A 24799-nucleotide genomic window follows, 5' to 3' on the forward strand; every position below is an offset into this window, starting at 1 on the left:
AGGATCCTTGATCCGGCAACTCGTACGCGGCGCGACCGCCGGAGCGCTGTCCACCCTCGCGATGAGCGCGGTGATGCTCGCCGGGCAGAAAAGCGGCCTGATGCCGGGCCAGCCGCCCAAGCACATCGTGAGGGCGGCCCTGCCTGGCCACCGGCAACGGCCCAAGCCCGGCGAACGCGTCCTCGGCGCCGCCGCGCACCTCGGATTCGGCGCCACCAGCGGCGCGGCGTTCGCGCTGCTCACCCGCGGGCGCGGGAGCGGCGTTCCCCTCGGTGTGGGCTACGCCCTGCTGATCTGGCTCGGCGCCTACGAGGGCTGGGTGCCCGCACTGAACATCCTGCCGCCCGCCTCGCGCGACCCCGCACGCGGACGCCCGGTCGTCATGGCCGCGGCGCATGTGGTGTACGGCGCGACGCTGGCGCTCGCGGTGCGCGCCATGCGCGGGGCGGACGGACGACACGACGAGAAGGAGGAGAGATGACGACGACGGAACGGCCGCTGGCCCTCGTGACCGGCGCCTCCAGCGGCATCGGGTACGAGCTCGCCAGGCAGTTCGCCCAGCACGGCTTCGACGTGGTGGTCACGGCGGAGGACGCGGAGCTCGGCACCGCCGCCGAGTCGCTGAAGGAGTACGGCGGCCAGGTCATGCCGGTGCGCGCCGACCTCACCCGCTACGACGAGGTCGAGCGGCTGTGGACCGCGACCGTCGCTGCCGGGCGGCCCCTCGACGCCGTGGCGGTCAACGCGGGCGTCGGCGCCGGCGGCGCCTTCGCCCGCGAGACCTCGCTGGAGGCCGAGCTCACGCTCATCGAGCTCAACGTCACGTCCTCGGTGCACCTGGCGAAGCGCGCCGTCGCCGCCATGACCGCCCGCGGCAAGGGGAAGATCCTTTTCACGTCGTCGGTCGCCGCGCTCACGCCCGGGCCGTTCGAGGCCGTGTACGCCGCGAGCAAGGCGTTCCTCCACTCGTTCGCCGAGGCTCTGCGGAGCGAGCTGAAGGACTCCGGCGTCACCGTCACCTCGCTCCTGCCGGGCCCGACGGACACCGAGTTCTTCGAGCGGGCCGGCATGGAGGACACGCGCGTGGGCTCGGGCAAGAAGGACGACCCGGCCGAGGTCGCCCGGCAGGGCTTCGACGCGCTGATGAAGGGCGATGACAAGGTCGTCGCCGGTTCCTTCGTGAACAAGGTCCAGGGCGTGGCCGGCCGGGTCACCCCGGACACGGCCAAGGCCGCCATGCACCGCCGCATGGCCGAACCCGGCAAGGGCGGCACGTCCGGGAACGACGAATAGGCGCGTCCCTTCCTGCCCACGATGCCGCGGTGGGGAGGCCGCTCAGGAGGTGACGGCTTTCGCGGAGTTCCACAGGACCCCGCGGTTGAGCCGGTTCGGGTAGAGGGCGACGACAGCCTCGTACAGGTCGGCGTGGCTGCCGGTCTTCTCCACCGCGGCCGTGAAGTCCTCGATGTACCGGCGGGTCCTGGCGATGTCGTCGGGGCTGTCGGGATCGCCGTCGCGCTTGTGGCCGGAGACGACGGCGCTGGGCCGGAGGCTCTCGATGGTGTCCAGGGCGTCGAGCCACCGCCGATGGCCGCCGCCCTTCGACTCTGCCATGTAGAGATGGACGTCGCCGTACACGGCGTCGCCCGCCACGACCAGCCCGATGGACGGGACGTGCAGTGCGCTGGTGCCGTCGGTGTCGGTGTGCCCCAGCTCGATCGCGCGAAGCCGCTCTCCTTCCAGCTCGATGAGGCCGTCGCCGGTCAGCGGTCGCGCGGCCACGTGCCGATCCGCGATCTGACCGGGGAAGCGCGGGGCCCAGAATCCGTCGAGCCAGCGCGGCCCCCATTGGGCGCCCATCTGTGCCGCCACGACCGGCGTGGCGACGAGCGCGGCGTCCGGGAAGCGCTCGAGTATCGCGGCGGCGCCGAAGAAGTGGTCGCCGTGCGCGTGCGTGACGAAGACGGTGGTCACGTTCTTGCCGGTTGCCACCACCCAGTCGGCCAGGGCACGCGACTCGTCAATGGTCATGAGCGGGTCCACCAGGACCGCGTCGTTCGCGCCGTGGATGAGGGTCGACGCGGTCGGCGACCACATCCGCCGTGCCTCACCGGGGGGCAGGTCGTCGGAGACCACGAACTTCGAGGGTGCGACATACACGGAGTAGTCCAGGCGTGCCATGGGGCGTGTCCTTCAGGAATCGGTTCGGCGACGCTCAGCCAGGAGATGACTGAGGCATAGAGCATTTAGCTTCTGTCAGCATGCTCACGCCGGTGACAGTAGTCAAGTAAGCTTTGCCTATGTCATGGATGGCGACGGAGAGATACCGGACCCGCACCGCCCCGGACGGGCTGGCGATCGTGCAGGAGCTGGTCAACACCCACGGCCTCCCCGGTCACGGTGCGGATCTGCTGGCCGGCCTCGATGTCGCCCGGCACTGGCTGCAGGTGGTCGCCGGCCATTGGGCGAAGGTCCACGGGCTGGAACCGCCGGAGGTGTCCCTGTCCGCCGCGGACCTGGACGCGCTGCGCGAACTGCGGACCGTGGTGCGGGAGATGCTCGCGATCCCGCCCGGCCGGCGGTCCGCCGACCCGTTCCGCGCCACCGGCGCCGTACTGCCGCGCGCACAGACGAACCTCGTCTCCGACGAGCGGGGCCGCGTGGCCATGATCCCGGCCGGCACGGGTGCGAACTGGCTGGCGTCGGCGGTCTGGTCGGAGATCCTTCTGGCCCAGCACGACGGCCGCTGGTCACGCGTCAAGCTGTGCCGTGAGCCCCGGTGCCGCGTGGCCTTCTACGACGCCTCCCGCAACGGCAGCGCGACCTGGCACAACGTGCGCGTCTGCGGCAACATCACGAACCTGCGCGCCTCACGCGCGCGCAGGAAGGAGGCGGACCGGGGCGCGCAAGAAGGCCACTGAGGGCCTGACGCAGGGTCCAGTCGTCGCCGTCGCGACGGGCGCGGGTGCGCATGGACCCCGGCGGCGGTCTCGCACGCCGAGCGGCGTCCTCAGCCGGCGACGTCCTTGAACGCGACGACCTCGCCGACGCGCAGCCGCACGAGGAACTCCCCCGGCACGCCGTTGCGCCGGCCGTACTCCTCCGCCCGTTCCTCCCCCATGTAACGGCCGCCGAGCACCGTCGCCCAGTGGCGCACCTCGGCGAGGTCGTCCGACAGGGTCGTCTCCCCCTCGATCATCACGTACGAGTACGGCGGGGCCTGGTCGTCGACGCACAGGGTCGCCCGGGGATCGCGGCGCAGCGCCTTGGCCTTCACTCCGCGCTCGTGGGTGGTGAACACCACGTCGTCCCCGTCGAGGGCGAACCAGATCGGCGTCACGTGAGGCCGCCCGTCCGCCCTGGTGACGGCGAGTTTTCCGGTCCTGGTGCCGCTCATCGCGAACTCGCGCCACTCCGCCTCGGTCATCCTTTCCATGGCCTCGAACCTAGGCTTCTCCGTGCCGTAGCGCGCAGTGACCCGGCCTGAGGCGTGGCGTGGACCGCCGGCACCGCTGACGACGCGGGATCAGGAACGGCCCGCGACGACGGAAATCGTCTCGGTCCCGCCCATCATGGGACGTCCAGGAGTGTCTCGCCGACGACCATGGCCCGCCAGAGCTCCTGAACCGAAGCGCACAGCAGGCGCAGTCGCTGAAGATCCTTGGCCCTCAGCCAATCAGGCAGAGTCTTGGTAGTGATCGCCTGGTTCATCCTGAACCTCGGGTCCACGGCCGCGAGGGTGTCTATCGCTGCGTGGAGGCGCTGCCGGGACTCATCCGATGTGTGAGTGAAGTAGTTGCGAGCCTCTCTGAGGACCTTGTACCGAAGGGCTACCTCGTCAGGAACGGCATCGAGCTCTGCTTGGGCGTCCGGACGGAGCCAGCCGTCAGTCCGGCGCGGGTCCCCGGCTCCCAGTTTGTCGATGTACGTGCCCGTCAGGACCTCCGCCGGTGACGACCCCGCCTGCAGTGCAAGGCGCTGCCTTCTGGACAGAGACTCCTGTTCCAAAACGCGTCTGACCGCATCGGCGTCGGTGGCTATCGCCGCGCGTAGCCAGTCCGCCGGCGAGCCTCGAACTCCTGTGCGCAGGAGCGCACGAAGTTCGCGACGACGGCCGGCGCCTTGGCCGGCGGGGTGGCGCAAAGGCCGGATGGAGACCGATGGCCTGCAACGCGTCCGCCCAGTATCCGTCGCCGAGCCGTTTCAGGACCGTGAGGCCTGTCGGAGGCCAGGCAATGGTTCTGCCGCCCATGGGCAGGCCCCACTCACCGAGGACCTGAAGACGTAACTGGTCGTAGCACTTCCTGGTGATCGTCGCGTCGGGGGTGTCCCGGCAGTAGGCACGTGCGGTCGCGACAAGGCGCAGCACCGAGGCGATCTTCGGGCGGGCCATGCCCTGTTCCTCGAGTACTGCGGAAACCTCCAACGCCTCCCCCAATTCGTCTGTCGTCAGCGCGGTCTTGGGGTCGCCTGCCAGATCAAGGCTGCGTCCCAGCAGGTACCAGACCGCGGCCTCGGTGACCCTGTCCGAGAAGAGCGCGGCGTTCCGCGCGTGCCAGTGGTCGAAGACGGCATCGGTGGCGCGAATGCCCTTGCCGACGACCGTGATGTCCACCTCGGGCAGGATCAGCTGGAAGCGCGCGATGACCTCGGCACGTGACATGCCGGAGGCCGCCAGCTTTGCGATGGTTTCCCCGTACTCAGAGGCGAAGGATGCGACGGCCTTCGTCAGGTTCCGGACAGGGGGTCTGCGGGTCCCTTTACTGAGATCTACTATCCAGGCCCTGCCCCCGCCTCTTCGTCTCGTCGGTCCTCCCCCATGTAACGGCCGTTTTCTTACGCCCTACGCACAAAGGCCGTCGCTTTTCCGTAGATGTACGGATATCGATACGGATGTTCGCGTCCGGACCGGGGTTCTAACGTCGCGCACGGGCCGGTTTTCCCGGCCGGGTCGGCGAAACGAGGAGTCCCGTGACGTAGAACTCCCCTTTTTCTCCCAGCCGTCTCCGCCATGGGAGAGACGTCTCCGCTCGTGCCCGCCACAGCGGAAAGCACCATCCATTTCTCTCATCACCCCCCGAATCCCACTGTGTCCGCCGCCCGGGCTCGACTCCCGGAGGCGTGGCCGCCGGCGCCCGCCCACAAGGCGGACGCCCCGTGGGAGGCAGAGAAAGGAAGACGCCCATGAGGCGCACAGCACTGCTCGCGGCGGCCGCCGCGCTGGCCGTGACCGGTGTGGTGGCCCCCGCCACCGTCGCCGCCGCCAAGCCCCCGCCCGGCAGCGAGAGCGCGATCAGGTCCCTCGCCGACGACCCGGCGCAGCGGGCCGCGGCCGCCGCCGACCAGGCCGTCGCCAGCGGCCTGGACGACCTGCGCGTGTCCCCCAACGAGACCTACCGGCGCACCGCCGTCACGCCGGGCGGCGGCATGTACTACGTCACCTACGAGCGCGCGTACAAGGGCCTGCCCATCGTGGGCGGCGACGCGGTCGTGGTCACCGACGCGGGCGGGCGGGTGCGCGACACCGAGGCGGCCTCCGGCGCGCTCCCCCTGAGCGTGCCGACCTCGCCGGCGGTCAGCGCCGAGACCGCCACCGAGACGGCGAAGACCGTGCTGTCCCGCGTCGACGACACCGCGGCCCCGCGCCTGGTGGTCCTCGCCTGGGGGACCAAGCCGCGCCTGGCCTGGGAGGCCCTGGTCTCCGGCATCGCGGAGGGCAAGCCGAGCATCCAGCACGTGTTCGTGGACGCGGCCACCGGGGAGATCGCCGACTCCTACGACCAGGTGAAGGCGGGCACCGGCAACGGCTACTACTACGGCACGGTCACCATCAACACGAGCGGCTCCGGCAGCTCCTACTCGATGACCGACTCCACGCGCAGCGGCCTCAGGTGCGGCGGGCAGAACGGCTCCGCCTACACCGGCGCCGACGACTCCTGGGGCAACGGCGGCGGGACCAACCTGGAGACCGCCTGCGTGGACGCGCTCTACGGCGTGCAGCGCGAGTGGGACATGCTGCGCGACTGGCTCGGCCGCAACGGCATCAACGGCAGCGGCGGCGGCTTCCCCGCCCGTGTGGGCCTGAACGACGTCAACGCGTACTGGAACGGCAGCTACACCAACTTCGGCCACTCGCAGGACAACGCCCGGCAGGCCACGCCGATCGACGTCGTGGCGCACGAGTTCGGCCACGCCGTCTTCCAGACGACCCCCGGAGGCGCGGGCTCGGGCAACGAGAACGGCGGCCTGAACGAGGCCACCGGCGACATCTTCGGCTCGCTCACCGAGGCGTACGCCAACAACCCGAACGACCCGCCGGACTACCAGGTGGGCGAGGAGGTCAACCTCGTCGGCGACGGGCCGATCCGCTACATGTACAACCCGTCCCTCGTCGGCGACCCCAACTGCTATTCCTCCTCGATCCCGCGCACGGAGGTCCACTCCGCGGCCGGCCCGCTCAACCACTGGTTCTACCTCCTCGCCGAGGGCTCGTCCCCTGGCGGCGGCAAGCCGAGCAGCCCGATCTGCTCGGGCGGCCCCTCGTCCGTGAGCGGCGTCGGCATCCAGAAGGCGGGCAAGATCTACCTGGGCGCGCTGCAGCGCAAGACCTCGACCTGGAAGTACGTCAACGTCAGGACCGCGTCGCTGGCGGCCGCGGTCGAGCTGTACGGCGCGAGCAGCGCCGAGTGCGCGGCCACCAAGGCGGCCTGGAACGCGGTCGGCGTGCCGGCGCAGTCGGGTGAGGCGAGCTGCAGCTCGTCGGGCAGCGACTTCTCGCTGTCGCTCAGCCCCACTTCCGGTACGGTGACGCCGGGCCAGTCGGCCACCGCCACGGTCGCGACGTCGACCACCTCGGGTAGCGCGCAGACGGTGAGCCTGAGCGCCTCCGGGCTTCCCTCGGGCGCCACCGCGAGCTTCAGCCCGTCGTCGGTGACCTCGGGCGGCTCCTCCACGCTGACGATCGCCACCGGCGCGTCCACCCCCTCCGGGACGTACACGGTCACCGTCACCGGCAGCGGCTCGTCCGGCACCCACACCGCCTCCTACACGCTGACGGTGTCGGGCGGCTCCGGCGGGCGCACGTTCACCAACGGCACCAACTACACGATCAACGACCTGACCACGATCACCAGCCCGATCACCTCGACCGCCACGGGAACGGCGGCCTCCCCGGTGCAGCTGAGCATCACGATCTCGCACACCTGCGCCGAGGACCTGCGGATCAGGCTCCAGGGCCCGAACGGCACCTGGTACACGGTCAAGTCCAGCGGCGGCTCCAGCTGCACCTCCTTCGGCACCAGGACCTACTCCGTCCCGGTCACCCAGACGGCGGCGGGCACCTGGACCCTTGAGGTCCGCGACCAGTACACCTACGACACCGGCTACCTCGACTCCTGGAGCATCACGCTCTGAGTGACGGCGGCGCAGCCCCCGGGATCGCACGGTCCCGGGGGTTTCCGCCTCCTGGGCCGGTCAGGCGGGCGGCGCGATCTGGGTCCGCGACCTCACGCCGAGCTTGCGCAGCACGGTCGCGACGTGGGTCTCGACGGTTCGCGTGGACAGGAAGAGCACGTCGGCGATCTCGCGGTTGGTCCGGCCGAGCGCGACGAGCCGGGCCACCTCCCGCTCCCGCTGCGAGAGCGCCCCGGCGCCCCGCCGCCCGCCCCGCGGGAGCGGGACGTCCACTCCGATGTCGCGCAGCACCCGCCTGCACCGCGCGGCGTCGTGGGTGGCCCCGAGCCGGCCGTACGACTCCGCGGCCTCCTGGAAGCCCGCCGCCGCGGCGCCGTCCCCGAGCGCGAGCCGGGACCTCGCCTCTCCTTCCGCCGCCCGCGCCGCCGCGTACGGCTGGGGCAGGGCGGCGTACGCCTCGCGGGCCCGGGCGAAGAAGGCGGCGGCCTCGGCGTGCCGCGGCTGTGCGGCGGCGAGCGCGCCACGGGCGGCGTCGAGTGCGGCGTGCGCGGCGGGCGCCACCCGGCCGGCGATCCCGGCGGCGTACTCGTCCACCAGCTCCGCCGCCGTCTCCAGGCGCCCGGCCCGGGCGAACGCGGCGACGGCCGGCGGGACGAGGCTCGCGCCCCACACCCACACGCCCTTGCGGCGCAGCCGCGCGACCGCCGCCTCGGCCTCCGCGGCCGCCTCGTCCGTCGCCCCCCGGGCGAGGTGCAGATCGACCAGCCCCCCGGCGGCGGCCGTCACTACCGGGACGTTGCGGGCCTCCGGCGCGTCCAGCCCCGCGCGGTGGAACTGCCTGACCGCCTCCTCCCATTCGCCCGTCGCCAGGGCGAGCAGCCCGAACACCAGCCACAGGTCCACCGCGACCAGCGGCGTCTCCGTGGCCGACTCCCCCAGGGACGCCGCCCGGTCGCGGAGCCCGTCCCATCGTCCGGTGAGCCACTCCCTGCGGATCGCGGAGGCGTCGAGGAGAAAGGCGGGATACTGCGCGCCGGTCTCCACGGCGAGCCGCCGCCCCTCCCGGGCGAAACGCTCGGCCGCCGCGTAGAGGCCCACGGTCGTCGCCGAGTCGTGCAGGTTGCAGTAGGCCCGGGCGACCTCCCGCCGGACGCCCGTACGCGGGTCGCCGGCCGGAAGCCGGGCGGCGACGTCGAACGCGCCGGGAGAGCCGGTCGTCATCTCGAACGAGGCCCGGTTGGCCAGGACCGCGGCCGACAGCTCCGGGTTGTCGGCGGTCGCGACGAGCGCCTCGGCGCGGGCCATCCACTCCGCGTGCTCCGCCAGCGACTCGGCGCCCCATTCGGGCATCGCCATGCTGGCCCAGCCGCGGGCGGCGAGCGTCGGCCGGTCGGTCAGCTCGGCGAGGGCGGCCATGATCTCCGGCCGCCCCGCGGCGGCGTCGCCCGCCTGGTTGGACAGGACCACACCGAGGTTGAGCCGCACCTCGCCGCGCACGTCCCGGGACAGGAAGTCGCCCCGCAGCACCTGGCGCAGCAGCCGCACCACGCGCTGGTGCGACAGGCCCGTCGCCGCGAAGCGGCTCAGCATCAGCACCAGCGGCCCCCGGTCGCGCACCGGCAGGTCGGGGTCGTCGAGCATGCCCTCGACCACCTCGACGGCCAGGGCGGTGTCGCCCAGCGCGGCGGCCTGCTGGGCGGCGGCGGTCCCGTGGCGCACCCAGGCGTCGGTGTCCCCGGCCTGCCGGGCGTGGAAGGCCAGCTGCACCAGCGGCGGCGCGTCCGTCGCGGCGAGCGCGGCCATCGCCCGGACGTGCGCGGATCGGCGTTCCGGGCCGGGGATGGCGTCGTAGACGGCCTGCTGGGCCAGCGCGTGGCGGAAGCCGTACCGGCCGCCGGGGTGCTCGTGCAGGACCCCGGCGCGCAGCGCCTCGGCCAGTCCGGCGGAGCCCGATCCGTTGGGGTCCGGTCCTGCGGGGCCCCGCCCGGCCTTGATTTGCGCGGCCGGGTCCCCGCCGACCGCGGTGATCAGCTGCTCACCCGCGGGGAGCCGCAGCACCGCCGCCGCCCGGACCGCTCCGGCCGCCGCCGGAGACAGACCGGCCATCCGCTCGGCCATCGCCTCACGCAGCAGCAGGGGGACGCCGGCACGGTCGACGGCACGGTCGAGCGCGTCCGGGTCGTCCGCGCCGGGCAGCGCGGCGGGCAGGGATCGGACCAGCTCCTCCACCACGAACGGGATGCCCGCCGTGCGCTCGTGCAGCCGAATGACGAACCCGGGTGACAGGTCGGACCGCTCCAGCAGGGCACCGGCCAGGCTGGCCACGCCGGACGCGTCCAGCGGCGTCAGCCGTACGACCACGCTGGCCGTGTCCGGCTGGTGCCGGTAGGCCCGGCCGAGCGGCGGGCCGGCGACGCCGTCCCTGCGGCACGTCGCGACCACCGCCAGCCCCTGCGGCGGCTGCCCGGCCAGGAAGCGCAGCAGGTCGAGCGTGCCGTCGTCGGCCCAGTGCAGGTCCTCGACGACGAGTACGGCCGGTCCGACGGCCGCCAGCAGGGCGCGTATCGCGCGGAACACCCGGTGGCGTTCGGCCCGCGGGTCGTCCAGGGGCTGCGGCGACGGCGGCAGCGCGCCGGCCAGTTCGGGGAGGTGGTCGCGGAGCGCGCCGGTGACCGGGTTGAGCCGGTGCGCCGCCGGGAGCCGTCCCCTGATGTCCCGCAGCGCCTCGAAGACCGGCCCGTACGGGAAGGGCTCGCGGATCTGGTGGCAGTAGCCGAGGAGGACGGCCCGGTCGCCCGACGGCAGGCGGTCGAGCGCGGCGCGGACGAGCCGGGTCTTGCCGATGCCCGCCTCGCCCTCCACCAGCACGACCGCCGGGGGGCGGGTCACCGCGTCGATGAGAGTCCGCAGCTCAGTGGCGCGTCCGACCAGCGGGGGCGGGGGCACGATGCTCATCCACGGCTCCAAGGTACGGGTTGCGAGTCCCCCGGGCTCGGCTACGGCTCAGTTATCCCCGCCCCTTGACCGCCGGTCAACCCTCCGGCGTAACGGCCGTGTTGCGGAACCGGACAGACCTCCGGACCCCTACGCGCGGCGGGGCCGGGCGGCGGCGTCGAGCGCGGCGGCCTCCTCCGGAGTGGGCGCCGTGCCGCCGAGGTGAGCCGGCTGCCACCACACGCCCCGCCGCTGGTCGGGGTAGGTCCGCTGGGCCTCGTCGAGCAGGTCCGCCATCCGCCGCCGCAGTTCCCCGGTGAGCGCGGCGAGATCGTCGCCCGGACCGGGAGGCATCGGTTCGCCGACCAGGATCGTGATCGGGACGTGGCGCTGCAGCAGCTTGCGGGGCCGGCCCTTGGTCCACAGCCGCTGACCGCCCCACAGGGCGACCGGGATCACAGGCACCCCGGCCTCGGCCGCCATCCGGATCGGGCCGCTCTTGATCTCCTTGATCGTGAACGACCTGCTGATCGTCGCCTCGGCGAAGTTGCCGATGATCTCACCGTCCTTGAGCGCCCGTACGGCGGCGTCGTAGGCGCCCGCTCCGGCCGACCGGTCCACCGGGATGTGGTGCATGCCGCGCATCAGCGGGCCCGACACCGGGTGGTCGAAGACCTCCTTCTTCGCCATGAACCGGACCAGCCGCCCGGCCGGGTGGGCGGCGAAGCCGGCGAAGACGAAGTCGAGGTAGCTGACGTGGTTGCTCACCAGGACCGCGCCACCGCTGCGGGGTATCCGCTCCGTGCCCTCCAGGCGGAACCTCAGGTCGAGCAGTTTGAAGGCGGTCAGCGCGGTCCACAGGACCGGCGGGTACACGATCTCAGCCATGCCTGAACCGTAACCTACGCGTCAGTAGCTTTTACGGGTCGAAAGTCCTCTTCTTGGCGGCGCCGCTCCCGTCCCCTGCGCCCGGCCGGCGGCAGCTCCGGCCCCGTACCCACCCGGTCAGTGGCCACTCCGGCCTCGTGCCCACCCGGTCAGTGGCCGCGGAAGGCCTCCTCCAGCCACCACGACGGGCGGTCGGCGGTGACCTTCGCGTGGACGAGCAGGGGTCTGTCGCGCGGCCCCTTCAGCCACTCCGCGACCCCCGACAGGTCCTCCTCCCGCCGCACGGTCACGGCCTCGAAGCCGAAGCCCCGCGCGATCCCCGCGATGTCGGCGGGCGGGAAGGTGACCGCGCCGAGCGGGAACCCGTGCGGGCCGAAATGGTGGACCTCCGCGCCGTATCCCTCGTCGTCGTAGACCACGACCACCATCGGCAGGCCGAGCCGTACGACCGTCTCCAGTTCGGCGACGCCCATCAGGGCCCCGCCGTCCCCGAGGGCGGCGACCGCGAGCCGGTCGGGCCGCGCGACGGCCGCGCCGATCGCGGTCGCCAGGCCGAGCCCGATCGACTGGTAGGCCTGGGTGAAGCAGAACGCGCTGCCGTCCGGGACCGTGAGGAACATCGACGGATATCCCATGAAGTTCCCCGAGTCGACGGCCACCAGCCGCTCCTGCGGGAGCAGGTCGTCGAGCCCGATCGTCAGCGTGCGGGGGTCGATGCGCCCTCCGGCGCTCAGGTTCTCGTACGGCACGTCGCGCCAGCGCCCCTCGCGGGCGATGCGCTCGGCGATCTCCGGAGCGCGGTAGCCGCGCGTCCCCGTCTCGCCCTCCGCCCCAGGCTCGCCTTCGCCGAGCAGAGCGGCGACCGCCCGCGCGGTCTCGCGTACGTCGCCGACCACGCCGAGGTCGATATCGCGGTGCACGCCGAGCGCGTCGGAGTCGAGGTCCACCTGGACGACCCTGGTCTCCGGCCCGATCAGCGCGCCGTGCCGGGTGGTCCACATGGTGAACGAGCAGCCCCAGCCGACGACGAGGTCGGCGCCGCGGATCAGCTCGGCCGCGAGCGGGGTGGCGAAACCGCCGCTCACGTCGAGGTCCCACGGGCTGCCGTGGAACTGGCCCTTGGCGACCGCGGAGGTCGCGAACAGCGCCCCCACCCGCTCGCCGAGCGCCTCCAGCTCCCGCCGCGCGCCGCGGGCTCCCCGGCCGGCCACGAAGACCGGCCGCTCGGCCTCCGCGAGCATCCGCGCGAACCGCGTCAGCTCGTCGGACGGCTCGGCGGGAATGCCCCGCGACTCCTCGTCGTCCCCGGCCTCGACGGGGAACGTCAGCCCCCACGCCGCAGGCACGCGGCTCGCCACGTCGCGGTGCGCGCCGCCCCGGCCGGCCAGCAGTTCGCGTACGGCGTCGGCGGCCTCGTCGGGCAGCGTCTCGGCCTGCACGTCGAGAGGCAGGTTGAGCACCACCGTCCGGCGTCCGAGCAGGGCGGCGAGGAAGGCCATCACGGTGTCGTCCACGACCGTGGCGGCCGAGCCGACCCTGGCGCAGTGCGCGCCCACGGCCTCGGCGAGCGCGGTCTGGTCGATCCGGAAGTTGGAGGTGGGCGAGGTCACCTCCGGGGCGAGCACGAGCAGCGGGGTGCGGCTCTTGGCCGCCTCGGTGACGCCGGTCAGCGCGTTGGTCAGGCCCGGCCCCTGGTGGACGGTGAGCACGGCGACCGTGCCGCTCATCCGGGCGTAGGCGTCGGCCATCGTGGCGGCCCCGCCCTCGTGCCGCGCCGCGACGTAGCGCACGCCGTGCTCGACGAGGGCGTTGGTGACGTGGAAGTTGCCACTGCCGACGACGCCGAAGGCCGCCCGTACGCCGAGGGCGGCGAGGGCCGCGCCGACGGCCTCCGCGACGTTCACCGCTCCACCAGCGCGAGAACGCGGACCGGGCTGCCCGAGCCGCCGACGATCGGCAGCGGGCCCGCGACCACCACCGCGCCGGTGGGCGGCAGCCGGTCCAGGTTGCGCAGCTGGGTCAGCCCGTACTTCCCCGCGCCGAGCAGGAAGGAGTGGCACGGGAAGGCGGGGTCGAAGGAGTGGGCCGCGCCCGCGTCGGTGCCGACGGTCTCCACGCCGATGCCCGCGATCGTCGTCTCCTCCGCGAGGTAGCGGGCGCAGGCGATCGACATGCCCGGCGTGTGCGGCCCCGTCTCGTCCGCGTTCAGGAACTCTGCCTGGTCGTGGGCGCGGGCGTCCCACCCAGTGCGGTAGAGCAGCCAGCCGCCGTCGGGCAGCGGCCCGTGCTCGGCCTCCCACGCCTTGACGTGGTCGACCTCCAGCAGGAAGTCGGGGTCGGCGGCGGACTGCGCGCTGAAGTCGAGCACCACGGCGGGGGCGATCAGCTTGGCGGGAGCCACCTGCGACACGTCCTCGCCATCGCGCCCGGTGACCCAGTGGACCGGCGCGTCGAAGTGCGTGCCGGTGTGCTCGCCCGTGGTGAAGTTGTTCCAGTACCAGGCCGGGCCCCGGTCGTCGTACCGGCTGATCTCCTGCATCGAGAACGGCACCGTCTGCCCGAACGGCTCGGGCAGCAACAGGATCGGCGTCTTGTCGCTCAGCGGCGCGGTGAGGTCGAGCACCTCGATCCCCCCGCTCCGGATGCCGTCCACCAGATCCCGCAACACCGACATCAACGCCTCCCTTGATTCAGGCCCCTGCGATACTCCTACACCGGCCCACCGGAACGCCATATCAGACGCGGGTGAACCGTACGCGACGATGATCGTCCAAATCATGCGGGCGACGCCAGACGCGGCGCGCATCCCGGCCACCCCGGAGCGGCGGCTCCGGGGTGGCCAGGGGCGGCTCCGGGCCTCCGGAGCCGCCCCTGGCCGAGGCGTGACGCACGGACGCGTGAGGGGATCACGCGCCGCGGCTACAGGCCGCTAGTCCCCCGCCAGCACGGTGAAGGTGAACCCGGCGCTCGTCGGACGGCGCAGCGGTATGTCGCACTTGATCCGGCGCAGCACCTCGTTCCTGCTGAGGCCGAGCCCGTGCGCGATGAGCCGCTCCGGGCGCACCGGCACCGGATCGTCGAAGACGACCTCCACCCGGACGGGCCACGCATCGTCGAGCCGTGCCGACGGGGCGTCCAGCCGCCAGGCCCCGTTCCAGTCGAGAGCGAAGCGGTTGCGCCGGGCGAACAGCGGATCCAGCAGCGTGGACGCCACCAGCTCCGGATCGTTGGCGTGGTAGCCGTCGAGCTCGGCCAGATCGAACGAGCTGACCGGCGCTCGCTCGTGCACGCCGAGCTTGCTCGTACGGCCGCAGGACACGCAGCGGACCAGCAGCCACACGTCCAGCAGTTTGCCGTTGGCGTTGACGCGGAACCTGCCCTCGCCGGTGGTGGCGGACTCCGACCGGCAGTCCACGCACCGCAACGACAGCAGAGGCAGCCCGGTCCGGCGGACGACCCAGGGCAGCACGGTATGAGGTTGTGAAGACATGATCTCTCTAGACCTGACACGAGGCCGATTGCGCGCGGCCTCAAACGCTGCATGACCGGGCGCGCACGGGCAGCCCGGCAGAGCCGACGGAACGGTCGGCTTGAAGGTGAGCGGAAGAAGGTGTCAGGTCTGAAGAGCAGGCGGGGTCACGCGCTTATGTCCTCTGTCCTCGCTGCGACGGGGCCGCAGGCACCCTACGGGAGCGTGGAAGGCAGGCTCAAACGGTTTTCCGGCGACGGTGGCGCGACCTCGGCCCGGCAGCGGGAGCGGAGGCCGGCGCGGAGCCCGCGCCCCCGGATCGCAGGGGCACCCAGATCGCAGGGGCGGCAGTTCGGCTGCGTTGCGCTGAGGGGTCAGGCCAAGTCCGCCGGCCTGGCCCCGGCACCGTCGTGGGAGTGGCCGGTCAGCCGGTGAATGCGCCGGGACCGAAGCGGCCCCAGGCGACGAAGAGGGCAAGCGCGAGGTAGGCCAGGTTCAGCGCCGCGAACCGGAATTCGCGGCGACGGCCGTGAGTGATCATCGCTCCGGCCATCAGCGCGATCCAGCAGAGGGCGGTCACCGGCACCAGGTCCGGTGCGATGCCGGCCGCGGCGGGCAGTGTGAAGCCGGCTGCGGCGAGGATCTCGAGGACGCCGAGGGTCTTGACTCCGCCGGCGCTGACGCTTCGCGTCCATGCTCCACCTGGAGTCGCGGCAAGCTTCTCCTTCGGCACGAATGCCTTGATGGCACCGCCGGTCAGGGCTATCACGGCCAGCAGTCCGGCAACGAGCCACAGTGCGAGGTTCATCGAGTCGTCCAATCATGATCAGGCGTACGGACGCCGTGGGACGCGCCCAGGGGCACGGATGGAGTGGAGGCCGCCGAGCGCGGTTCAGCCCTTGCCGGTTCCCTCGTGGTCCGGGCGTACCAGGGCGCCGAGGTCGCCGACCCGGTCGAAGTGCTGGAGCTTGTCGGGGTTGACGATGGAGTGGATGGTCTGGATCCGGTCGTCGGCGATGTCCAGTCCCATCACCCCGACCAGTAGGTCGCGGGCGTCGAAGACCAGGGCCCCCGGCTGGCCGTTGACCTGCGTGAGGTGGAAGCGCACGCCGCCGGCACGGGCCAGCAGGGGCGCCATCGCCGCCAGGACGCGCGCCACGCGCCGGCGTCCGTTGACCGGCCGCCCCAGCGCCGGCACCTTGCCGCCGCCGTCGCCGTGCATCGCCACATCCTGCGCCAGCAGCTCTTCCAGCGCGCTCAGGTCGCCGTGTTCCACGGCGGCGAAGAAGCGCCGAGCGAGCTGTTGGCGCTGCTGCCGAGAGGCGTGGTAGCGCGGGCGGCGCTGCTGGAGGTGTCTGCGGGCGCGGGCGACCAGGTGCCGCGTGCTGTCCACGTCGGTGCCGACGATCTCGGCGACCTCCGTGTACGGATAGTCGAACACCTCGCGTAGCAGGAACGCGGCCCGCTGCTGTGGAGTCAGGCTTTCCAGCAGCACCAGGACGGCCAGCGACAGCGAGTCGGCGGTCTCGGCGTGCTCGCCCGGCGAGGGATCGGTGGCGAGCGGCTCCGGTAGCCACTCGCCGACGTATCGCTCCCGCCGTACGCGTGCCGAGCGCAACTGGTCGATGGCCAGCCGAGTGACCAGGGTGGCGATGTAGGCCCGGGGTGAGGCGATCGTCTCGCCTCCACGCTGGGTCTGGTGCAGCCGCAGGAACGCCTCTTGCACCACGTCTTCGGCCTCGCCGACGCTGCCGAGCATCTGGTAGGCGATGGCGAAGGCGCGCGGCCGCAGCTCGCCGTACAGATCCGAGGTGGACATGCCGAGTCAGCTCAGTCCGTGGACGAACCCGGTGCGCCAGCTCGGGTGCTGCGGCGTCCACCCCAGTTCGCGCTTGGTCTTCTCACATGAGATCCCGCGGGCCCGCGTCATCATGTCGACCGCGCCCTCGCCGGCCAACGGGCGGGCGAGCCAGGCCGGCACGCGGCGCGGCGGTTCGGCGCCGAGCGTGCGGGCCAGGTAGGGCAGCCAGACGCGCACCGGCGCCGGGTCGTCATCGGCGACGTGGTAGATCCCGGTCTCGCCCTCCTCGACGGCCGCGGCGGTGGCCGCCGCGGCGTCGGCGATGTGCACCAGCGACCACACGCCATCGCCGCTGCCAATGATGGGGAACCTCCGCTTGCGGATCTGCTCGGTCATGACCGCGTCCGGCGCGGCGCTGAGGCCGGTCCCGGGGCCATAGAAGGAACCGTAGCGGAGCACGATGCCGTCGGCCCAGGTGATGCCGGTCACGGCGTCCTCCACGTGCCGCAGCGCGGCCACCGCCGCCGCGGCGTCGGCGGGCGGGTTCGGCTCGATCCGGCCGGTCTCGTCGGCGACCGGTCCGCCGGTGCGTTCCATCCACAAGGAGTTGCCCTGCGCCACGAACCTGCCGACGCCGACCGCGCGCGCCGCCGCCAGCAGGTGGTCGGTGCCCTCCGTACGCAGCCGGTTGGTGGCGGCCGCCATCCGCTTGACCTGCCGCATGCCCGACGGCCCGCTCAGCGCGGTGAGCTGGTGGACGATCACCTCGGGCGCGGCCTTGGCCACCGCGTCGGCCACCGAGTCCGGATCGAGCGCGTCGACGACGACCGGTTCGGCGCCCAGCGCGCGCAGCGGCCCGGTCTTGGCCTGTGAGCGGGTCGTGCCGACCACCTGGTGGCCCCGGGCCACCAACTGGGTGACGAGCCGGGCGCCGATCGCCCCGGACGCCCCGGCGATGAAGATCCTCATGTCGTCTCCGTTCCTTGCGCGGATGAAATCGCGCTCAGCACTGAAGACGAGGGACCCCGTCTTTCCATGAACGGCAGTGACGCACCTCACACGTAGGCCGGTGGCACGCACCCGGGCCGTCCGTCCGGCCACCGTCTTCCCGCCCTCCCGCCACCTGTTGGAAGGCAGTCGCATTCTCGCGGCGGGCCTTGACGTGGACGGCCTCCAGATTTAACTTCTATGAAATCGCGTTCGGCATTATCGAACGACGTTCACACTCTGGACGGTCTCATGAACGACTCACCCCCCTCCGCGTTCCAGAAGCTCCTGTCAGAACTGCTCGGCACCGCCTTCCTCGTGTACGTCGGCGCCGGCTCGGCCGCGGCGACCGGGGTCATCGCCGCCGAATCCCACGCCCCCTTCTCCATGGCCCAGCTCGGCATGATCAGCTTCGCGTTCATGCTGGTCATCGTGGGCACGGTGTACGCCATCGGACACATCTCCGGCGCCCACATCAATCCCGCGGTCACGGTCGCCCTCGCCGCGACCGGGCGCTTCCCCTGGCGTGAGGTGCCGGGCTACGTCGCCGCGCAGGTCGCCGGGGCGGTCGCCGGCGCGCTCGCGATCTTCGCGACGCTCGGCGCGGACGCCGCCAGGGCCGCCGGAGGCGGCGTGACCGCGTACGCCGCCGAGGTCGGCTTCGCCCGCGGCACGCTGATCGAGGCGATCGGCACGTTCATCCTGGTCTTCGTCGTCTTCGGCGTGCTCGACAGGCGAGCCGCGCCCGGATGGGCGCCGATGGCGATCGGCGCGATCGTCTTCGCGATCATCGTCATCGTGGGCCCGGTGACCAGGGCCGCGATCAACCCGGCCCGCTACGCGGGCCCGTTCCTCGTGGACGCGGCCTGGGGCGGTGCGGTGAGCTGGGACCAGCTGCCGGCCTACTTCATCGGGGAGTTCGCGGGCGGACTGATCGGGGCACTCGCCTACACGGCGCTTGCGGCCTCGCGAGGAAGGACGAAGCTGGAGAGCACGACCACGGCAGTAGGGACCGCATCATGAAGAAGCTCATCAACAGTGTCGATTCCGTCGTCACCGACGCGCTGCGCGGCATCGCCGCGGCACACCCCTCGCTCCGCGTCGACATCGAGAACAAGGTGGTGTTCCGCGCCGACGCCCCCCGGCCGGGCAAGGTCGGCCTGGTCTCCGGCGGCGGTTCCGGTCACGAGCCGCTGCACGGCGGGTTCGTCGGCTACGGCATGCTCGACGCGGCCTGTCCCGGCGAGGTCTTCACCTCCCCCGTGCCCGACCAGCTCATCGAGGCGACCAAGGGCGTGGACGGCGGCGCGGGCGTGCTGCACATCGTGAAGAACTACACGGGCGACGTGCTGAACTTCGAGATGGCCGCCGAGCTCAGCGGCGACGAGGGCGTCGAGGTGGCGACCGTGCTCGTCAACGACGACGTGGCGGTGCAGGACTCCCTGTTCACGGCGGGCCGCAGGGGCACCGGGGCCACGCTGTTCGTGGAGAAGATCGCCGGCGCGCTGGCCGAGACCGGCGCGCACCTGGCCGAGGTGGCGCGGGTCGCCCGGGAGGTCAACGAGCGCAGCCGCTCGTTCGGGGTGGCGCTTACGCCCTGCACGGTCCCGGCCGCGGGCAAGCCCACGTTCGAGCTGAGCGACACGGAGATCGAGCTCGGCATCGGCATCCACGGCGAGCCCGGCCGGACCCGGGCCCCGATGCGCGAGGCCCGGGAGATCGTCCGTACCGCGATGGACGCGATCGAGGCCGACCTGCCGCTGTCCGGCGAGACGCTCGTCATGGTCAACGGCATGGGCGGGACCCCGCTCATCGAGCTGTACATCGTCTTCGCCGAGGTGGAGGCGTACCTGCGGGAGAAGGGCGCGACGGCGGTGCGCAGCCTGGTCGGCAACTACGTGACCAGCCTCGACATGCAAGGCTTCTCGGTGACGACGTGCTCGCTGACCGGCGAGCTCACCCGGCTCTGGGACGCGCCGGTGGAGACACCCGCGCTGCGCTGGGGCCGCTGACCGCCATCCGAACCTCTGGAGTCCCCTCGTGAACACCCAGTTCTTCGCCGCCTGGATCGAGGAGATCGCCACCGCCGTACGGGCGCAGCGCGACCACCTCACCCAACTGGACGCCGCGATCGGCGACGCCGACCACGGCGCCAACCTCGACCGCGGGTTCACCGCCGCGCAGGAGGCGCTGGCCGGCGCCTCCCCGCAGACCCCTGGCGCGCTCCTCGTCCTCGTCGGCTCCACGCTCATCCGCAAGGTCGGCGGCGCCTCGGGCCCCCTGTACGGCACCGCCTTCCGTGAGATGGGCAAGGCGTTCGGCGAGGCCCCGGAGATCTCGCCGGCCGAGCTGAGCACGGGCCTGAACGCGGCCCTGGCCGGCGTCCAGCGTCTCGGCGCAGCGGCCGAGGGCGACAAGACCATGGTCGACGCCCTCGCCCCGGCCGCTGAGGCGCTGGCCCAGGCCGTACGGGACGGGCTGAAGCCGGAGGAGGCGCTGGAGGCGGCGGCCGCCGCGGCCGAGCAGGGCGCCAGAGCGACGGTCCCGTTGCAGGCGCGCAAGGGGCGGGCCAGCTACCTGGGGCCGCGCAGCGTCGGGCACGAGGATCCCGGCGCCGCCTCGACGGCTCTGCTGTTCGGCGCGCTGAAGGCGGCCGCCTCCCGATGACCGCGAGCCGCGGCCGGGCCGCGAGGAACCGCGCCCGCTCAAGCGGCTGGGCCGCGAGGAACCAGGCCGATTCAAGCAGCCAGGTCTGCTCAGACGGCCGAGCCGCCGGGCACGGCGGAGCGGGGCGCGCCGAGGTCGCGCGAGACCGCCCGGGCGGTCTCGCGCACGGCCAGCGCGATCTCCTCTCGCCGCGCCGGGTCCAGCACCCGCTCGACCGGTCCGACCACGGCGACGGCACCGGCCACCGAGCCGTCCCGGGAGAAGACGGGCGCGGCGACGCCCGCGTCTCCCAGCGCCGCCTCCTGGTCCTCGACCGCGTACCCCCGGCGGCGCACCTCCGCGAGCGCCCGCTCCAGGTCGTCGCGGGCGGTCCTGGTGAGCCCGGTCAGCGGGGCGAGGTCGTCCGACAGCAGCTCGTCCCCTCGCGGGTCGTGCGCGGCGATGGCGTGGCCGAGCGCGCAGGCGTGCCACGGAATCGCCGCGCCCACCTCCAGGATCTGCACGACGTCGTCGGGCCGGAACACGTGGTGGAGCACGATCACCCGGTTCCCCGACAGCGTGCCGACCCACACGGCCTCGTTGACGCGCTGGGCCAGGGAGTCGGCCCACAGCAGGCTCCTGGCCCGCAGCTCCGACCCCTCCAGGTAGGCGTTGCCGAGTTGCAGCACGGCGGGCCCGAGCGCGTACTTGCCGGTGTCGGGGTCCTGCACGACCAGTTCGCAGGCGGCGAGCGTGCGCAGCAGTCCGTGCACGGTCGGCTTGGCCAGGCCCACCCGCTCGGCGATCTCGGTGACCCCGAGCCGGGGGGCGCCTGACCCGAGGACCTTCAGGATGAGCGCGGCGCGCTCCACCGACTGGATCACTTTTCGATTATGCCGAACGATCTTCAGGAATAACGAATGGTTGGCATCGTACTCATTTCACACAGCAGCGGCCTGGCCGCGGAAGTGGCCGCGCTGGCCAGGCAGATCGGCGGGGCGCACGTGCCGCTCGCGGCGGCGGGAGGCACCGAGGACGGCGGTCTCGGCACGAGCCCCGACCGGGTGACCGCCGCCATCGAGGAGGTGGACCGGGGGGACGGCGTCGTGCTGATCCCCGACCTCGGCAGCTCGGTGCTCACCGCCAGGCTGCTGCAGTCCCCGGACCATGTCGTGATCGCCGACGTGCCGTTCGTGGAGGGCGCCATCTCCGCGGTCGTCGCGGCGGGCGGCGGGGCGTCGCTGGACGGTGTGATGGCGGCGGCCGAGGAGGCGCGGCATGTCCGCAAGCTCTGAGCCCACGACGACCTCCGCGCCCACCGCAACCTCCGCAACCTCTGCGCCCACGGCGGCCCCTGCCACAGTGCCCCCTGAACCGACCGCGACCCTGGAACCGACCGCGACCCTGGAACCGACCGCGACCCTGGAACCGACGGCGACCTCTGCGCCGGCGGTTTCCGAGGCCCACACCGGCGAGCGCATGATCGTCCTGACCGAGGACCTGCACGCCCGCCCCGCGAGTGCGCTCGCCCAGACCGCCGCCGCCTTCACCTCGGCCGTCACCCTCTCGTACGGCTCCCGCTCGGTCGACGTGCGCAGCGTGCTGTCGCTGATGGGCCTGGGCGCCACGAGTGGGCAGGCCGTGACGCTGCTCGCCACCGGCGACGACGCAGCCGAGGCGCTGACGGCTCTCAGCGCGGTGCTCGGCGGCTGACGGTCTCGCCCGGAGCCGGTCCGAGGCGGCCGGAGCCGTCCTGCGCCGGAGCGGTCACGACCCCACGGGCGCAGGGTGGTCCTGCCTCGCGGACTCTCCGGTGCTCTCCAGGAGGTTGCGGACCTTCTCGGCATCCGGAACACCGAGCTCGCGGTAGAGGCCGAGAGCCAGCCGCCCGTGCTCACCCGCCTGTTCCGCGTGCCCGAGCGCGAGGTGGGCGCGTGCCAGCCCGTCGTGGGCGCGCGCCTGCTCCGGCCGGTTGCGCGCCAGGTCGGCGAGCGCGAGTGCGGTCGTGTGCTCCTCGGCAGCCCGAGCCGGGTCGTCCGCCGCCTCGGCCAGCCCGTTGAGCGCGGCCGCCTCGTCGGCGGTGTTGCCGAGGGTGCGGTAGACCGCCGCGGCCTGCGCGTGGCGGATACGCGCCTGGGCGAGCTCGCCCCGGCGCCGGAGGACGACGCCGAGGTGGTCGAGGATCGCCGCCTCTCCCGCCGGATCGCCCACCTTGCGGTGGAGTGCCAGCGCCAGGTCGAGATGGCGCCGGGCCTCCTCAGGGCGGCCGGCCCGGTCGAGGAGAAGGGCGAGGATGCCGAGCACGTTGGCCTCGCCCCAGGTGTCGGCGCCAAGACGGGTGAGGTCGAGCGCCTGCTTGAGGTATCGCTCCGCGTGTTCGTCCCGGCCGCGGCGCAGGGCCACGTTCCCCAGGGTGAGCAGCGCCCGGGCCCGTTCGCCGGCCTCCTCGCACGCGTCGAGGGCCTGGTGGGCGTGCTCCTCCGCCCGCTCGTACTCGCCGAGCCGCCAGTAGGTCCGCGCCAGGTCGGTGAGCGCTCGCGCCTGGACCCCGGGATCGCCGAGCACGCGGCTACGCCGGAGCGCCAGGGTGTGCAGCGTGAGCGCGTCGTCGTGATGCGCGTGCCGGTCCAGGTAGGGGCGCATCGCCAGGGCCAGCATGCCCAGGCAGATCTCAGGTCCGTGAACTGCGGTCGCGATGATGTTGGAGCGCTCGGCGTCGAGCCAGGCGATCGCCTCCGCGGCGTCGCGGATGGGCGCGATCGGGGCGGCCGGCTGCGGGATGCCCTCACGCTGGCCGACCGTGAACGGGAAGAGCCGGTCCATCGCCGCGCGGGAGCGGTGCAGGTAGTAAGTGAGCAGCCGCATGACGGCGCCGTCGTCCTCGGCGAGCGAGCGGGCGTGCTCGCGGAGCAGGTCGTGGAAGGTGTAGCGGCCCGGTTCGAGCTGCAGGAGCATGTGGGCGTCGAGGAGGCCTTCGAGCAGCTCCTCGGCCTCGTCCTCGGAGGTCCCGGCCAGCGCGGCCGCGCCGCAGACGTCGATGTCGCGCCCTGGCACCAGCCCGAGCAGGCGGAACATCCGCTGCTCGTCCTCGTGGAGCTGCTCGTAGGAGAGGGCGAAGGCCGCCGACACCCCGTCCAGGAGCCGGCGATGGTCCCGCAGCCGCCCGGCCAGATAGGACACGGTCCAGCGCGGGCGATGCAGCAGGCGGGCGGCGGAGATCCGGATGGCGAGCGGGAGGTGCCCGCACAGCCGCAGCACCTCGCGTACGGCGTCCGGCTCCCGGTGCGCGCGTACGCCCACGATCCGCTCGAACAGCTCGGCGGCGTCCGCCTCGTCCAGCACGTCCACCGACAACGCCTGGGCGCCGTCCAGGTCGACGAGCCGCCGCCTGCTGGTGATCAGGACGAGGGTGCCGGAGCGTCCCGGCAGCAGGGGACGCACGTGCTCGGCGTCGAGAGCGTTGTCCAGTACGGCGAGCACCCGGCGATCGGCCAGCTCGGCACGCCAGAGGGCGCTCCGCTCGGCCGGGGTGACCGGGATGCGGTCGGCGGGCACCCCGAGCTGGCGGAGGAGTGTCTCCAGCGCTGCGGCGGCGTCGATCGGCTCCCGGCCCACGGTGTGGGCCTGCAGGTCGATGAAGAGCCGGCCGTCCGGATAACGGGCGGCCAGCCGGTGGGCCACGTGGACGGCGAGAGCGGTCTTGCCGATCCCGGCCATGCCGTCGATCGTGACGACCGCCGGCTCGTCGTGTTCGTTGTGGTGCTCGTCCGCGAGCCGCTCCAGTTCGGCGGTCCGTCCGGAGAAGTCGGGAATGTCGTAAGGCAGGAAGGTGGAGGGAGACGGCGGCCGGGGAGCCACCGGCGCCGGGACGGCCAGCCTCAGGGCCGGATCGTCCGCCAGGACCGCGCGCTCCAGTTCGGTGAAGGCATGCCCGGGGTCGAGGCCCTGGTCGTCCGCGAGAGCCGTACGGTAGGCGCGCGCGGCGGCCAGGGCGTCGGGCTGCCGCCCCGCCCGGTGCAGGGCCACGACGAGATGGCCGTTGAGCTTCTCGCGGAGCGGGTTGGCGGCCACCTGGGTCGCGAGCTCGTCGAGCAGATCGCCGTGCCGCCCGGCGGCGAGCTCGCCCTCCACCAGGCGCTCGTACGCTGACAACCGCCGGTCGTTCCAGAGCTCCCGGACACCGGTGACGTAATGCGCGTGCACGTCCTCCAAGGCCTCGCCGCTCCACAGGTCCAGCGCCTTGCGCAGCTCGCCCGCGGCCACGAGCTCGGTGAACTCCTGCGCGTCGACCTGTCCGGGCTCCGGCTGCGCGACGTAGCCGCCGGCACGGGTCTCCAGGAGCCCTACGACTCCCGCGCCGCGCAGGACCTTGCGGATCGTGGTGATCGAGGCGTGGATCTGCGACCGGGCGGTGTCGGGCCGGTCATAGCCCCACATCGCGTCGATCAGCCGCTCGATGCCGATCACCCGGCCGGCGTTGAGCAGAAGGTAGGCAAGGACAGCCCGATGACGTGGGGCGATGCCCGACAGGGGCGCGCCGTCGACGACCATCTGGACGGGGCCGAGCAGGGTGAAGCGCAGCATCGTCCCCCCATCACGATCACATCGTGCGCGCATAGCGAATGTATCAATCCGGGCGGCCACTCTGATCTCACACGAAC

General features: G+C 72.7%; 22 protein-coding genes. 9 read left to right on the top strand and 13 right to left on the bottom strand.

Annotation, left to right across the window (positions count from 1 at the left end; translation table 11 throughout):
• Positions 1-7 precede the first annotated feature (7 nt).
• Positions 8-481 (top strand): DUF6789 family protein, encoded by a 474-nt coding sequence (locus tag BXA11_RS31685; RefSeq protein WP_076440438.1) that lies wholly within the window; start codon positions 8-10, stop codon positions 479-481.
• Positions 478-1293 (top strand): SDR family NAD(P)-dependent oxidoreductase, encoded by an 816-nt coding sequence (locus tag BXA11_RS31690; protein ID WP_076440440.1) that lies wholly within the window; start codon positions 478-480, stop codon positions 1291-1293. Before BXA11_RS31685 ends, BXA11_RS31690 begins: the two co-directional genes overlap by 4 nt.
• Positions 1294-1335: 42 nt before the next feature.
• On the opposite strand, the gene BXA11_RS31695 is transcribed toward BXA11_RS31690, so the two are convergent.
• Positions 1336-2181, bottom strand: coding sequence for an MBL fold metallo-hydrolase (locus BXA11_RS31695; protein WP_076440442.1), 846 nt, complete (start codon positions 2179-2181; stop codon positions 1336-1338).
• A 119-nt stretch (positions 2182-2300) separates the two neighbouring features.
• Here BXA11_RS31695 and BXA11_RS31700 point away from each other — a divergent pair, with 119 nt between their 5' ends.
• Positions 2301-2921 carry a CGNR zinc finger domain-containing protein gene (locus BXA11_RS31700; protein ID WP_076440444.1) on the top strand — a complete coding sequence of 207 codons (621 nt, stop codon included), beginning with the start codon at positions 2301-2303 and terminating at the stop codon, positions 2919-2921.
• An 89-nt stretch (positions 2922-3010) separates the two neighbouring features.
• Here BXA11_RS31700 and BXA11_RS31705 read toward each other — a convergent pair whose 3' ends face one another.
• Both BXA11_RS31705 and BXA11_RS42545 read right to left on the bottom strand, forming a co-directional pair.
• Positions 3011-3436 carry a PPOX class F420-dependent oxidoreductase gene (locus BXA11_RS31705; RefSeq protein WP_076440446.1) on the bottom strand — a complete coding sequence of 142 codons (426 nt, stop codon included), beginning with the start codon at positions 3434-3436 and terminating at the stop codon, positions 3011-3013.
• 450 nt (positions 3437-3886) lie between these two features.
• The gene (locus BXA11_RS42545) at positions 3887-4663 is read right to left on the bottom strand and encodes a hypothetical protein (RefSeq protein WP_143734624.1); all 777 of its coding nucleotides are present in this window, start codon (positions 4661-4663) and stop codon (positions 3887-3889) included.
• Between the two features lie 521 nt (positions 4664-5184).
• On the opposite strand from BXA11_RS42545, the gene BXA11_RS31715 reads away from it, so the two are divergent.
• Positions 5185-7413 (top strand): M4 family metallopeptidase, encoded by a 2229-nt coding sequence (locus BXA11_RS31715; RefSeq protein ID WP_083744718.1) that lies wholly within the window; start codon positions 5185-5187, stop codon positions 7411-7413.
• Positions 7414-7473: 60 nt separating this feature from the next.
• Here the strand turns inward: BXA11_RS31715 and BXA11_RS31720 are convergent, their stop codons facing one another.
• The 8 genes from BXA11_RS31720 to BXA11_RS31755 all read right to left on the bottom strand — a co-directional run bounded on the left by BXA11_RS31720 (position 7474) and on the right by BXA11_RS31755 (position 17474).
• Positions 7474-10368, bottom strand: coding sequence for a helix-turn-helix transcriptional regulator (locus tag BXA11_RS31720; RefSeq protein ID WP_076440450.1), 2895 nt, complete (start codon positions 10366-10368; stop codon positions 7474-7476).
• A gap of 129 nt (positions 10369-10497) precedes the next feature.
• Complete coding sequence (locus BXA11_RS31725) at positions 10498-11235, bottom strand: lysophospholipid acyltransferase family protein (RefSeq protein ID WP_076440452.1); 738 nt, start codon at positions 11233-11235, stop codon at positions 10498-10500.
• A 149-nt stretch (positions 11236-11384) separates the two neighbouring features.
• Entirely contained in the window at positions 11385-13139 is a 1755-nt protein-coding gene (locus BXA11_RS31730; protein ID WP_076440454.1) for a thiamine pyrophosphate-binding protein, read from the bottom strand.
• Positions 13136-13909 (bottom strand): cyclase family protein, encoded by a 774-nt coding sequence (locus BXA11_RS31735; protein ID WP_076440456.1) that lies wholly within the window; start codon positions 13907-13909, stop codon positions 13136-13138. Before BXA11_RS31735 ends, BXA11_RS31730 begins: the two co-directional genes overlap by 4 nt.
• 255 nt (positions 13910-14164) lie before the next feature.
• Positions 14165-14704, bottom strand: a complete 540-nt coding sequence (locus BXA11_RS31740) for a DUF1062 domain-containing protein (protein WP_239105173.1) — start codon at positions 14702-14704, stop codon at positions 14165-14167.
• Between the two features lie 424 nt (positions 14705-15128).
• The gene (locus tag BXA11_RS31745; protein WP_030509530.1) at positions 15129-15512 is read right to left on the bottom strand and encodes a DoxX family protein; all 384 of its coding nucleotides are present in this window, start codon (positions 15510-15512) and stop codon (positions 15129-15131) included.
• An 84-nt stretch (positions 15513-15596) separates the two neighbouring features.
• Positions 15597-16523 (bottom strand): RNA polymerase sigma-70 factor, encoded by a 927-nt coding sequence (locus BXA11_RS31750; RefSeq protein WP_076440460.1) that lies wholly within the window; start codon positions 16521-16523, stop codon positions 15597-15599.
• A 6-nt stretch (positions 16524-16529) separates the two neighbouring features.
• Positions 16530-17474 (bottom strand): NAD-dependent epimerase/dehydratase family protein, encoded by a 945-nt coding sequence (locus BXA11_RS31755; RefSeq protein ID WP_076440462.1) that lies wholly within the window; start codon positions 17472-17474, stop codon positions 16530-16532.
• A gap of 270 nt (positions 17475-17744) precedes the next feature.
• Between BXA11_RS31755 and BXA11_RS31760 the strand changes: the two genes are divergently transcribed.
• From BXA11_RS31760 to dhaL, 3 genes are read left to right on the top strand one after another with little or no spacing between them, the layout of a single operon-like run.
• Positions 17745-18515 carry an MIP/aquaporin family protein gene (locus BXA11_RS31760; RefSeq protein ID WP_076440464.1) on the top strand — a complete coding sequence of 257 codons (771 nt, stop codon included), beginning with the start codon at positions 17745-17747 and terminating at the stop codon, positions 18513-18515.
• Complete coding sequence (gene dhaK, locus BXA11_RS31765; protein WP_076440466.1) at positions 18512-19504, top strand: dihydroxyacetone kinase subunit DhaK; 993 nt, start codon at positions 18512-18514, stop codon at positions 19502-19504. The genes BXA11_RS31760 and dhaK overlap by 4 nt, the downstream gene beginning before the upstream one ends.
• A 28-nt stretch (positions 19505-19532) precedes the next feature.
• Complete coding sequence (gene dhaL / locus BXA11_RS31770; RefSeq protein ID WP_076440468.1) at positions 19533-20159, top strand: dihydroxyacetone kinase subunit DhaL; 627 nt, start codon at positions 19533-19535, stop codon at positions 20157-20159.
• A gap of 89 nt (positions 20160-20248) precedes the next feature.
• Here the strand turns inward: dhaL and BXA11_RS31775 are convergent, their stop codons facing one another.
• A complete protein-coding gene (locus BXA11_RS31775; protein ID WP_030509536.1) occupies positions 20249-21022 on the bottom strand; it encodes an IclR family transcriptional regulator in 774 nt (257 codons plus the stop codon).
• Between the two features lie 36 nt (positions 21023-21058).
• Here BXA11_RS31775 and dhaM point away from each other — a divergent pair, with 36 nt between their 5' ends.
• The gene (gene dhaM / locus BXA11_RS31780) at positions 21059-21433 is read left to right on the top strand and encodes a dihydroxyacetone kinase phosphoryl donor subunit DhaM (RefSeq protein ID WP_076440470.1); all 375 of its coding nucleotides are present in this window, start codon (positions 21059-21061) and stop codon (positions 21431-21433) included.
• Between the two features lie 67 nt (positions 21434-21500).
• Positions 21501-21851, top strand: a complete 351-nt coding sequence (locus tag BXA11_RS41640) for an HPr family phosphocarrier protein (protein ID WP_143734625.1) — start codon at positions 21501-21503, stop codon at positions 21849-21851.
• 54 nt (positions 21852-21905) lie between these two features.
• On the opposite strand, the gene BXA11_RS31790 is transcribed toward BXA11_RS41640, so the two are convergent.
• Positions 21906-24722, bottom strand: a complete 2817-nt coding sequence (locus tag BXA11_RS31790; RefSeq protein WP_204053902.1) for an AfsR/SARP family transcriptional regulator — start codon at positions 24720-24722, stop codon at positions 21906-21908.
• Positions 24723-24799 lie beyond the last annotated feature (77 nt).

Origin of the sequence: Microbispora rosea (genome assembly GCF_900156315.1) — a bacterium.
GTDB lineage: Bacteria > Actinomycetota > Actinomycetes > Streptosporangiales > Streptosporangiaceae > Microbispora > Microbispora rosea.